The sequence below is a fragment of the Proteus sp. GOKU genome (genome assembly GCF_015475555.1).
Taxonomy (GTDB): domain Bacteria; phylum Pseudomonadota; class Gammaproteobacteria; order Enterobacterales; family Enterobacteriaceae; genus Proteus; species Proteus mirabilis_B.
In genome coordinates this window covers 1,503,804-1,516,566 of record NZ_CP034105.1, presented here as the reverse complement: position 1 = coordinate 1,516,566, position 12,763 = coordinate 1,503,804, and the positions used below count along the sequence as shown (strand labels likewise).

General features: G+C 38.4%; 10 protein-coding genes. 2 read left to right on the top strand and 8 right to left on the bottom strand.

Annotated elements, in window-relative coordinates; translation table 11 throughout:
- Window positions 1-111: 111 nt before the first annotated feature.
- The 7 genes from EHE21_RS06905 to yieE form a co-directional block, all read right to left on the bottom strand.
- Window positions 112-1,491: an APC family permease gene (locus EHE21_RS06905; RefSeq protein WP_109372867.1), complete on the bottom strand. Its 1,380-nt coding sequence runs from the start codon at window positions 1,489-1,491 to the stop codon at window positions 112-114.
- On the bottom strand, window positions 1,481-1,690 hold the full coding sequence (locus EHE21_RS19035; RefSeq protein ID WP_075673568.1) for a hypothetical protein: 210 nt from the start codon (window positions 1,688-1,690) through the stop codon (window positions 1,481-1,483). Before EHE21_RS19035 ends, EHE21_RS06905 begins: the two co-directional genes overlap by 11 nt.
- Before the next feature lie 767 nt (window positions 1,691-2,457).
- On the bottom strand, window positions 2,458-4,437 hold the full coding sequence (locus EHE21_RS06900; RefSeq protein WP_194952221.1) for a ligand-gated channel protein: 1,980 nt from the start codon (window positions 4,435-4,437) through the stop codon (window positions 2,458-2,460).
- Between the two features lie 177 nt (window positions 4,438-4,614).
- Entirely contained in the window at window positions 4,615-5,397 is a 783-nt protein-coding gene (locus EHE21_RS06895) for an ABC transporter ATP-binding protein (protein ID WP_088493215.1), read from the bottom strand.
- A complete protein-coding gene (locus tag EHE21_RS06890; protein ID WP_194952220.1) occupies window positions 5,397-6,485 on the bottom strand; it encodes a FecCD family ABC transporter permease in 1,089 nt (362 codons plus the stop codon). Before EHE21_RS06890 ends, EHE21_RS06895 begins: the two co-directional genes overlap by 1 nt.
- 487 nt (window positions 6,486-6,972) lie before the next feature.
- Window positions 6,973-8,460, bottom strand: coding sequence for an amino acid permease (locus EHE21_RS06885; protein WP_023581400.1), 1,488 nt, complete (start codon window positions 8,458-8,460; stop codon window positions 6,973-6,975).
- 118 nt (window positions 8,461-8,578) lie between these two features.
- Window positions 8,579-9,472, bottom strand: coding sequence for a DNA-binding transcriptional regulator YeiE (gene yieE, locus EHE21_RS06880; protein WP_088493217.1), 894 nt, complete (start codon window positions 9,470-9,472; stop codon window positions 8,579-8,581).
- A gap of 184 nt (window positions 9,473-9,656) precedes the next feature.
- Between yieE and EHE21_RS06875 the strand changes: the two genes are divergently transcribed.
- Window positions 9,657-10,751 carry a YeiH family protein gene (locus tag EHE21_RS06875; RefSeq protein ID WP_194952219.1) on the top strand — a complete coding sequence of 365 codons (1,095 nt, stop codon included), beginning with the start codon at window positions 9,657-9,659 and terminating at the stop codon, window positions 10,749-10,751.
- A 168-nt stretch (window positions 10,752-10,919) separates the two neighbouring features.
- On the top strand, window positions 10,920-11,762 hold the full coding sequence (gene nfo / locus EHE21_RS06870) for a deoxyribonuclease IV (protein WP_194952218.1): 843 nt from the start codon (window positions 10,920-10,922) through the stop codon (window positions 11,760-11,762).
- 45 nt (window positions 11,763-11,807) lie between these two features.
- On the opposite strand, the gene fruK is transcribed toward nfo, so the two are convergent.
- Entirely contained in the window at window positions 11,808-12,746 is a 939-nt protein-coding gene (fruK, locus tag EHE21_RS06865; RefSeq protein WP_088493220.1) for a 1-phosphofructokinase, read from the bottom strand.
- Window positions 12,747-12,763 lie beyond the last annotated feature (17 nt).

Sequence of the window (12,763 nt, the reverse complement as noted above, 5' to 3'; positions counted from 1 at the left end):
TCAACTGGTTATTTATTATCCTGTTTGATTCTAATACTGTTTATTCAATACAAAAAAAATGGCCTCATTACTGAGGCCATTTTATTTATCATAATGACAATTCTTAGAATATTACTTTTCTGGCATTTGTGGCATTGGACGACGGAATCGACGAGTGATCCACACCATATAAAGTATACCAATTGCACCCCAGACAAGACCTAACTCCATAGAGCCTGGTTCTAGGTTTATCCACAAGACACCCATTGTCGCAGCACCAATAATAGGTAATATCAGGTAATTAATATGATCCATTAACCCTTTATTACGACGCTCACGAATATAGAATTGTGAAATAACAGACAGATTCACGAAAGTAAACGCAACTAACGCACCAAAGTTAATTAATGCAGTTGCAGTCACTAAGTCAAAGAACACAGCACCTAACGCTAAGAAACCCACCAATAGCACGTTAAAAGCCGGTGTACGCCATTTAGGATGAACGTAACCAAATGTCTTCTCTGGGAATACGCCATCGCGCCCCATAACATAAAGTAAACGAGCAACACCTGCGTGAGCCGCCATACCAGATGCTAATACAGTCACACATGAGAACACTAAAATAATGGACTGGAATAAAGCACCAGCAACATACAGCATTATTTCAGGTTGTGACTCTTCTGGATTCTTGAATCGTGAAATATCTGGGAAATACAATTGTAAAAAGTAAGAAACGGCAATAAAGATAATCCCACCAATCAGCGCGGTTAAGAAAATCGCTTTAGGGATAACTTTACCTGCATTTGGTGTCTCTTCTGATAATGTACTGATACCGTCAAAACCTAAGAATGAGAAACAGAGTATTGTCGCTCCGGTTATCATAGGTATAACTTCAGCATCAACAGAAGCAAACGGTCTAAAGGTCCATAACTCCCCTGCACCTTCTCCGTTATATACACCGTGAATAAGTAATCCAACAAACACAACCATTACTGCAACTTGTACAATAACAATTGCTGTATTTAAGTTAGCAACAACGTTAATACCGCGTAGGTTAAAGAACGTCATTAAAGCCACTAAGCCAAATACAAAGATCCACGGTTCAACGCCCGGGAATATTGCTTGTAAATAGATTTTCGCCAATAAGATATTGATCATTGGCATAAACAAATAGTCTAGTAAAGATGACCAACCTACCATAAAGCCAACATAAGGACTCATGGATTTTTGAGCATAAGTATACGCAGAGCCAGCTGAAGGAAAACGCTTAACTAATTTTCCATAGCTTACGGCTGTAAATAAAATTGCAATCAATGCAATCGCATACGATGTTGCTACGTGACCATTGGTAATGCCAGAAACGATACCAAATGTATCGAAAATAGTCATAGGCTGTAAAAAAGCAAGCCCCATCATGACTACCTGCATTAGTGTCAAGGTTTTACGTAGTTGAACTCGATTGTTAGCACCAGTTTGGTTAGTGCCGATAGAGGAGATGACGTTATCTGACATTAGCGAACCCTCCCATAACCTCGGTTTGAGTATTAGATAAACTCAACCGACAGTTACTGGGAAGACTTCGCATCTGCCTATAAACAGAATAGAATGAAGTTTTTAAGGATGTGTATGTGTTTAGGAGACGCCGTGCTCCGTAGTCATCATTGCCCGCAGTGCCGTTAGGCCCGACTGCGAAAGAGAATAAATGTACCATATTAGCATTCCTCTATCATGACAACCCTTTCTCTAAGGGGCTGGCTGCTAATCAAATTATGTTATCTATTCAGACTCAAATGAATCTGACCTCTTGGTGTAGTAATAAGTAAAAATGCAAAAAAAAACCGATGCACTTTAAACGCATCAGTCATATTTTTAGTGGGCGCATTTTGCACGTCTCAGACTTAAATAGCAATACATTTTCATCAAAAAGCCCCCTTTTTTTACGATCTTTTCAATTCGCAAACTAAGTCAACATATAACGCTACATTTTATTAACAACAATTGTGCTTTTATCACAATTCTTAAGCTTTGAATATTTCGAAAGCCTTTACTACACCGAAAGAAATAAAAGCATAACGTATTGATAAATAAAAACTAAACCTTAAATAAAAATTAGCATCATCAATAAACCATCCAAATAAAGCATTTAAAATACATTAATAAGATTAATGCTAAGGAATTGTTAACTCACACTTCTTTTCACTCCAAAAAATAGACTTTTAATAAAAAGTGTCTATTTTTTAATAGCCTATTTTATATAAATAAAAAGTAAGAGAACAAATTAAGAAAAAAACGGCAGATACTAAGTAGAAATAACAAGTTGATAGTCAGAATAAAACGATGAATAAGATGAATTATTGAGCTAAATATAGACCTCAATATTTAAATTTTCCAGTACTAATTTTGAGCAAACAAAGGAAAATAAGAAATAAAAAAGACTCCACAAGTGGAGTCTTAATGACACAAACTGAGGGTGAAAAATTAGAAGTTATAGTTCAAACCAATGTTGTAACGACGGCCTTCTAATGTGGTATTAAAGTTTTCATAGTTGATGCGACGATCAAGTACGTTATAAACACCACCAATCACATTAAGTTGTTTGGTTAAGCTGTAGCTGGTACCAATATCAACAAACGCATAAGAAGGTGTACCTGTTGCCATGCTGGTACGCGATAAATAATCCGATGTTTTACCACGGAAGTTAATACGCGCCCATGTTTCCATTTCTGGCGTTGTTTCCCAGTTTAAGGTCGCATTAGCCATATGGCGAGGTTGTTTATTCAGTGGTTTACCACTAAATGCACCACTCTTCTGTTCAGAATCTGTAAATGTATAGTTAGCGGCTAAATTCCATTCTGGTGAAATTGTCCAATTACCTGTAACCTCGATACCCCGCATATTGGCTTTATCAACATTTTCACGCGTACTGATAAAGTCATATTGGTGACCATATCCTTGCTCTTTGGTACATGTCGGTAACACGCCTTTATCATCACAAATGCGACGTTCAGTAATTTTATCTTTAAAGTCAGTATTATAAATAGTAACACTTGCCGTTAAGTTGTCACGATTGTCCCAAATAATACCAATTTCTTCTGTTACTGATTTTTCTGGTTTCAGATCTGGATTACCGTAAATCACAGCATTACCACCTGAGCCACCCGTTGCTTGTCCCCAAGTCTTGGTTGCTTGGCGTAGATCTGGTGAACGATAGCCGGTAGACACACCACCTTTTAACGTCCATTCATCAGCCATATGCCAAACACCGTAAACACGAGGTGTCCAATGCGTACCGTAGTTTTCGTCTTTATCCATACGTAAACCGCCGGTTAAAGAGAAATCATTTGTAAGCGCCCATTCATCTTCAGCAAATAGTGCCCAACTATAACGATCGAGTTTGCTGCCTTTATCTAAATGATTGTTGCTATCTTTTAGCTCTTCAAAGCGATATTGAGCACCAACACTTAATGTATGCGCATCTAGCATAAATACCGTTTGATTACGTATAGTCGTATCATTGTATTCCATTTTACGACTTGGGTTATTATTCTCGTCACGTTGAATATATGTATTCATCGTACCAAAATCATAAACACCGTCATGAGTCAGTGCATATTGCGTTAACTCATATTTACTGAAATCACTACTCTTAGATTTACGAGAGCGCTCAGATGCTGAATATTCCCAACGTGCATCTCGATGTTGGCTGTCTTTTTTAAATTCAAATTCAACCGTGTTTTTGTCATCAGGTGTCCAGCTTAATGTCCCACCACCGCTTGCGGTAATTTGACGATTATAGCCATTCATAAATTTATCTTCACTACGGTGTGAATATTGACCTTGGACTTTTAATCCTAGAAGGTTATCAATTAATGGACCTGCTGCATAAAAACTGCCTTGTTCAGTATTTCCTGAGTTTTGACGCTCTGTCAGCGTGCTATCAGCACGTAAACTTACATTCCACTCTTTTTGCGCCTTACGGGTAATAATATTGATAACCCCACCCATTGCATCTGAACCATATAAAGAAGACATTGGGCCACGTACAACTTCAATACGTTCAATAGCAGGTAAAGGCGGTAACCAGCCTTGTTCAATACCAGAGTTATCACTATTAGGACGCGTTTCACGCGATGCAACACGCTTACCATCAACCAAAATCATGGTATATTTTGCATCCATACCACGAATACTAATATCAGAACTACTTCCACCGCCTGTCACTAATACGCCGGGTACATCTTTTAATGCATCAGTCACATCACGGTAAGATTTGGTTTCTAATTGTTCACGAGTGACAACAGAAACCGATGCAGGTGCATCTTCAACGGTTTGTTTAAACCCTGAAGCGGTTGTTACAAGCAGTTTTTCTACATTTTCTGCTGATGCAGTCATAACAAAACTTGATGCAATAGCAGCAACAACGCCAAGTGCGATTTTATTTTTATTTAACACTACCATTCCCGATTCTCCAAGAATATAGATTCTTTAAGTTTTATATAGATGGACAGATCGACAATTGCTCAGAAATTAGGGTAATAAATAAATTTAATTACCCTTAGTTATTTTAATATTATTTTTATATCCCTATTTACTGCATCCCTATATTTACTTCTTTTCTCTTTCTCTTTTACTTCTTTATATTTTATCCACTAAACCATCAATAATAATTTGAGGTATTCCTTGTGAACAATATTCCAATCTACCTTGAACACCATAAACATCAGCAAGGCTCTGTGCCGTGATAACCTTATCTGGCGCGCCCTGCGCAATTAATTGCCCTTGTTTTAACATTAATACATGTTCGCCATGCCGTAAGGCGATATTAATATCGTGAACAACGACAACAGTAATAATATTTCTACGGTGTGTTTCTTTAGCGACTAAATCCATTACATGATATTGGTAATTAAGATCCAGCGCACTTAATGGCTCATCCAATAATAATAGAGAGGGTTGTCTAATTAATGATTGAGCAAGCCCAACTAATTGTTTTTGACCACCCGATAATTCATCTAAATATCGTAATGCTAAATGCTCAATACCTAACTGACGTAATAAGTGCATTACCTGAGCTTCACTATGTTCATTATGTAATCCACCTGAAGCACGCTGTGCCACAATAATGGATTCTAAAACATGTAAATGAACACCTGCTGGTAATGTTTGTGGCAAATAGACTACATTTTGGGCACGCTGTGCAAAATTCATCGAAGCTAGATCGTTACCATCTAAACTGACAACACCTGATGATTTATTTAGTCCAGCTAGCGCTCTTAGTAATGTTGATTTTCCACTACCATTTGGCCCCAATAATACAGTGACCTTTCCTTTTGGTAATGGCTCTACATCCAGTGCCTTAATAATAAGATGTTTAGCGTATCCAGCATTAAAACCTTGGATCTTTAACCCTTCCATCATTAGATATTCCCCCTATGACGTAAAATCATACTGAGGAAAAATGGCACGCCCACCAGCGATGTCACAATACCCACCGGAATAATGACACCCGGTATTAAATTTTTAGACGCAATTGATGCCAATGATAAAACTAAAGCCCCAATTAGTGCACTTGCTGGCAGATAGAATCGATGATCTTCACCAAACATCATGCGAGCAATATGAGGTGCAACCAAACCAATAAAGGCAATAGGTCCAACAAAGGCAACTGCAAGCGCGGTTAAAATACTAATACGCAGTAATGAACCTAATCTTAAACGCTTTACATCAATACCAAAGCTAATCGCTCTATCTTCACCTAATCGCAATGCAGTTAATTTCCATGAACTCATCCATGAAATCGCCATAATGACCGCAAAAGCACCCGCCATAACACCGAGTTTTACCCATGTTGCACGCGCTAGACTTCCCATAGTCCAGAAAACCAGACCTTGGAGCGTGTCTTCTGTTGCAATAAATTGCATCAATGAGACTAACGCATTAAAGGTAAATACCATGGCTATACCAAACAGCACAACGCCAGATGTTGGAACACGCGTCCAACGAGTTATTCCGTCTAATAATAAGGCTGATAATAAGGCAAAGAGAAACGCATTCGCCGATATAAACCATTGGTCAGGAATACCCGGAATACCAATACCCAAAACAATCGCCAATGCAGCACCAAATGAAGCTGCATTTGATAAACCCAGAGTGAATGGACTTGCTAATGGGTTATTTAGAATCGTTTGCATTTCTGCACCCGCTAACCCTAGCGACATCCCTACCACAACCGCCATTAAGGCATAAGGTAAGCGGATATCCCACACAATCACTCGTGAACCTGCATCAACAAGTTCAGGCTGAAAAAGGGTTGTTAATAATTTATCAAGTGATAAACCAGAAGGTCCCATAGTGAAATCTAACACCACTGAACCACAAATAATTAAAACGATAACTCCAAGCCATAACATGCGTTTATTCATCATTTTTCGATAATGGGCTTTCACATTATCTGATGCATTTTTTTCATGCTCTTGTGTGGCGAGTCTCTCTGACATAATGCTCATATCAATTGTTGTACCTAGTTTTTTTTCTACGTTTTTCTGTTCTTACCAACACATTAAGTAAGCAAAAACATACCGTACAACTCATCAACTGTTTTTTATGTACAAAAAGCCAATTATTAATTTGAGACAATTTATTCAACAAAGAAGTGAGTCGCCAAATTATTATACGGTGAATCATATTCGCTGTGTAATTTATTATATGGCGATAAACTATTGGTTGGCTGTATTGAGCACTAGAAGGGCTAATTATTATCAGACTCATTACATTAAGCATATTATTTACAACCACTAGCGCTATCATTTTATTTTTCAGCAAATAAATTGTGCGCTAACAATAAAGCAAATAATAATAATTATCAATGCGATTGCCGATATAATTAGAGTTTTTGTATGTTTTCTATAATTGACGAGGTAAAAAATAAAAAAACGCCCGTTTTACAGTGATCGAGATCACAAAAACGGGCGTTTTAATAGTTTGATTTATAGGTTATTTTTTATTCGCAATATGTGTTGGAAATTCCATTTCGTTATAACGAATAAAGCGGGTTTTCTTCACAATCTTATAAGTAAACCAAATTAATAAGAATAATGGGATACCAATATAGGTTGCAATTGCACCATACCAATCAATTGTGTCTTCTAAGAAAGCTTGGTAATTTTGACCTAATGTAATAATTAAACACAATATAAAGGCGAAAATAGGACCAATTGGGAAGAAGCCAGAGCGATAAGGTAAGTCATTTAAATCACGACCTTGTGCAACATAACCTTTACGGAAACGGTAGTGGCTAATCGCAATACCTAACCATGCAATAAACCCCGTCATTCCTGAGGTATTTAATAACCACAAGTAAACAGTTTGGTTTCCGTACATTGAACTTAGGAAGCATAGACCAGCAACAACTGTTGTCGCATAAAGCGCATTGCGTGGCACACCGTTTTTAGACAATTTACCAAAACATTTTGGCGCTTTGCCTTCTCTTGCTAATGTAAACAGCATACGCGTTGATGCATACATGCCTGAGTTACCAGCAGAAAGTACCGCTGTTAAGATAACCGCATTCATGATGGCTGCCGCAGATAATAATCCCGCATTTTTAAAGACTAGTGTGAATGGGCTAACGCTAATATCGCCTACATCATTACGCAGTAAGTTAGGATCAGTGTAAGGGATTATTAAGCTAATAATTAAAATCGCGAAGATATAAAACAGTAAGATACGCCAGAAGACTTTACGCACAGCTTTGGGAATATTTTTAGCCGGATCTTTAGATTCACCTGCCGCAATACCAATTAATTCTGTACCTTGGAATGAGAAGCCAACAATCATGGCAACACCAATCATGGCAGCAAACCCACCGGCAAAAGGTGCATCACCAATTTCCCAATTATGCCAACCTGCGTTTTCGGCACCTTTCATAATGCCCGTGATCATCGCGATACCCACAATAATAAAGATAATTACTGTGGAAACCTTGATCAAAGAGAACCAATATTCTGCCTCACCAAACCCTTTTACAGAGATATAGTTGAGTAAGAAAATAACGCCAAGGAATAAGGCACTCCAGATCCAACCATCAACATCTGGGAACCAATAGAGCATCACTAATTGTGCAGCAACAAGGTCAACAGCAATTGTAACTGCCCAGTTGTACCAATAGTTCCAGCCTAATGCGAAACCAAAGCCTTCTTCTACATATTTAGATCCGTATGTTGAGAATGAGCCGGAAACAGGCATAAATGCGGCTAATTCCCCAAGGCTTGTCATTAGAAAATAGACCATTAGTCCAATTAATGCATAAGAGAGTAATGCCCCACCCGGCCCTGCTTGAGCAACAGTTGCACCAGATGCGACAAAAAGTCCTGTACCAATTGAACCACCAATAGCGATCATCGCTAAATGTCGCGCTTTTAACTCTCGGCGCAAAGTGCGTACTGCGCCCGAACCAGCAGTACTATTTTGTTGTTCTGACATAACATTCCACTTTTATATTCACTTTTCTAACGAGGATTGTAGCAAATCTGTCGTTCGTGAATAGCAAGGATCTAGGATTATAAGATACCTTCATGATCGGGCGTCAATTATTAGCAATTTATGAAAAATTGCCGATTAAGTGTTCAGCATTACAATATGTCAGGAGTTTTTTCAGTGCATCAGAGACATGTTTTTGGCGATGATAAACCAGATATAGGGTACGTTGTAATGCCAGCCCTTCTACTTTTATCTCTTTTAATGAGCCATTATTAATCTGTTCTTCAATCACTCGGCGAGATAAACAACTGATCCCCATTTCATACATAACGGCATGTTTTATTGCTTCTGAGTTACCTAATTCCATTTCAATGCGATAACCCGGCAAAGAAGCAAAGAGAAGATGGTTAAGCACATCTCGAGTTCCTGAACCATTTTCTCGTAGAATCCAAGGAGCTGACTGTAAATCAGCTAAAGTCACTTTCGGTGCTTTAGCTAGTGGATGATCCGGCGAGCAAAAAATAACCATTTCATCTAAAAGCCATTTCTGGCTAATCAGTTCAGAACTTTGACAAGCACCTTCAATTAACCCTAAATCAACACGGAACTCGCTCACTAACTTAACGACTTCTTCGGTATTTCCAATACTCATTTCTAGCGGAATATCAGGATAATTACGATGAAAATTCCCCAGCATTTGAGGAAGAATATAATTGCCTATTGTTGTACTTGCAGCGATACGCAAAGCACCATTTCCAGCTTGAAATAATTGCTCAACTTCAGTTGCTCGTTCAAGTAAAGATAGCGCTCTAGGATAAAGTAATCGTCCATGTTCATTTGTGACAAGCCGTTTTCCCACTCTATCAAAAAGCTGTACGCCTAGTTGGCTTTCAAGATCAGTTAAAGAAGCACTGACAGCAGATTGAGATAAAGCAAGCTGTTGTGATGCTTGCGTTGTAGAACCACTCTTGAGAACTTCAGTAAAGACTTCCAGTTGCCGCAACGTAATTCGCATATCCATTCCACCTTTGAGCTGTCATTGTAATAACATACTATCCACAAACCAGTAACATACCAAGTACATTTAAGAAAATACACCTATATTAGTTTTACTGGTTATTATTATAAAAATAATGAGTTTAATAAATAAGATTGCTTGTTATATGCTTATGCAAAATTTATATAAGCAAGGTTTTTCTATGTCAGAGCAAAGTCAACCTATTACATTGGCGAAAAAATGTTTCACTCCAGTCTATCGCTGGCTTCCTGGTTTATTACTAACAGGCGTATTAACTGCGCTTGCTATTTATATTGGTGATATTCCTTGGTTTTCGAGCATGGGTTTAGGTGCATTAACGCTGGCGATCCTATTCGGTATTATTGTGGGTAATACCTTTTATCCTGTTGCAAAACCTTATAGTGATGAAGGTGTCAAATTCGCTAAACACTATTTATTACGTACAGGTATTATTTTGTACGGTTTTAGACTGACTTTTCAGCAAATTGCAGATGTAGGTGCAACAGGTTTAATTATAGATGCCATTATGCTGACATCGACTTTTCTTATCGCTATGTGGATTGGTCGCAAATATTTTGGTTTAGATGAACAAACTGTCATCTTGATTGGTGCTGGCAGTAGTATTTGTGGTGCGGCGGCGGTTATGGCGACAGAGCCTGTTGTTAAAGCACAAGCAAGCCAAGTTGCCGTTGCGGTTTCTACTGTCGTGATTTTCGGGACTATCGGTATTTTCCTTTACCCTTGGTTCTACCATTTAAATGCATTTGCAGGCTGGTTACCGTTTACAGAAGAAACCTTTGGTATTTTCTCAGGCTCAACTATTCACGAAGTCGCTCAAGTCGTTGCTGTAGGGCACTCAATTAGCCCTGATGCTGAAAATGCTGCGGTTATTAGTAAAATGATCCGCGTAATGATGCTAGCGCCTTTCTTAATTATTCTTTCAACTTATTTAAGTAAAAAGAAAAGCAAAGCAAACAATGGCGCACAATCGACTGAGAAAAGCCCAATTACTATTCCTTGGTTTGCCGTATTCTTTATTTTAATGGCAGGCTTTAACTCTTTAAATTTAATTCCAGCATCGATTGTTAGCTACATTGTGACTATTGATACCATTCTCTTAGCAATGGCAATGGTGGCATTAGGTTTAACAACACATATTAGCGCTATCCGACAAGCAGGTGTCAAACCATTATTATTAGCCTTATTCTTATTTTTCTGGTTAACCCTTGGTGGTGCGATGATTAATATCTTTATTCAAACTGTGTTGATGTCTTAATAGGAATATCGAGATTAATTAATCCCCCTTAAAATTTCGCCTTGAGAAGCACTTTTCATTATTGCGCAACTATTTTTAGTTGCGCTTTTTTGCTTTTATCACCTCAATATGATGTTATACGCTGTATGTTTGTTATCATGGTGTGAAATAAATCTAAGGAGAGAAATAATGAAATTTGTTGGCGCACATGTCAGTGCTGCTGGTGGCGTCGATCAGGCGGTATTACGCGCACATGAAATAAAAGCTACTGCGTTTGCCCTTTTTACTAAGAATCAGCGCCAGTGGAAAGCTGCACCATTATCCACAGATGTCATTGATAAATTTAAAAAGAACTGTGAGCTTTATGGTTATAGCCCTTCTCAAATTTTACCCCATGACAGTTATCTCATTAATTTAGGTCACCCTGAAGAAGATGCTCTTGAAAAATCAAGAGACGCATTCCTAGATGAAATGCAGCGTTGTGAACAACTGGGTATTGAGTTACTTAATTTCCATCCTGGAAGCCATTTAAATAAGATTGATGTTGATAAGTGCCTACAAAAAATTGCTCAATCAATTAACATCACTTTAGAAAAAACGAAAAATGTCACTGCTGTGATTGAAAATACCGCAGGGCAAGGTACAAATTTAGGTTATCGTTTTGAACATCTAGCCGCTATTATTGATGGGGTAGAAGATAAATCTCGTGTAGGCGTTTGTATTGATACTTGCCACACTTTCGCTGCCGGTTATGATCTAAGAACAATTGAAGATTGCGAGAAAACATTCGCTGAATTTGAAAAAATTGTCGGCTTTCAATATCTAAAAGCAATGCACCTTAATGATGCGAAAAGCGAATTAGCCAGTCGAGTAGACCGTCACCACAGTTTAGGTGAAGGAAATATTGGTAAAGTCCCTTTTAGCTATATTATGCAAGATAAGCGTTTTGATGGCATTCCGCTGATTTTAGAAACCATCAATCCTGATATTTGGCCTGACGAAATTGCTTGGTTAAAATCACAACAAGCCTAATTTTGATATTCTTTGCGGTTTATCTCAAATAAACCGCAAATTATCTTATTTAATCGGTGTTAGCTCGATCTTAGTCATCATTTCAGCAAGTTGACTTCTATCTTTTATTCCCACATCAGGCTGACTGACTGATAACGCAGAAATCGCAGTTGCAAGACGCAAAGTATGCTCACTCGTTTGACTCATTAATAAGCCATATACTAATCCAGCAACCATCGAATCCCCTGCACCAACGGTACTTATCACATCACAATGTGGTGGCTTTGCCAGCCATGCACCTGATGCATTTACCCATAAAGCTCCTCTTTCACCCAGTGAAATAACCACATGTGCTATGCCTTTATCGCGTAGTTGATGAGCGGCTTTAATAATGTCTGCCATTTCAGTTAATGAATGCCCTACCCACGCTTCTAATTCACGATGGTTAGGCTTTATCAGCCAAGGTGCTGCTTTTAGCCCTGCGACTAAAGCATCACGACTACTGTCAAAAATAATGCATGGACATAATCTTCTCAGCTTAATCATCCATTGAGTAAAGGCTTCAGGATCAACACCATTTGGTAAACTGCCACTGACAACGACCATATCGAAATGACCAAGCCAATTAAGTGAATCCGTTGCAAAGCGCTGCCAATCTTGCTCTGATACGGTAAATCCTGAAAAATTAAAGTCAGTGACTTGCCCTTTTCCTTCGGTTAACTTCACATTAATGCGTGTTCGACCTGACACAAGATAAAAACGGTTAGCCATCCCATTTTCACTAAAGAAGTGCTGAAATTCTTCTTGATTTTCACGTCCCATAAACCCGCTAACAGTAATATCAATGCCCAAATCACGTAAGACTTTTGCGACATTATTGCCTTTACCCGCAGGATTAAGCCCAGCTGTTCGGACTAAATTAACACCACCTACATCAATAGCTGGACAAGCACCAACAAGATCATAAGCAGGGTTTAAGGTGATCGTAGCGACACGGCGACTCATGCCTTCATTCCCCAATC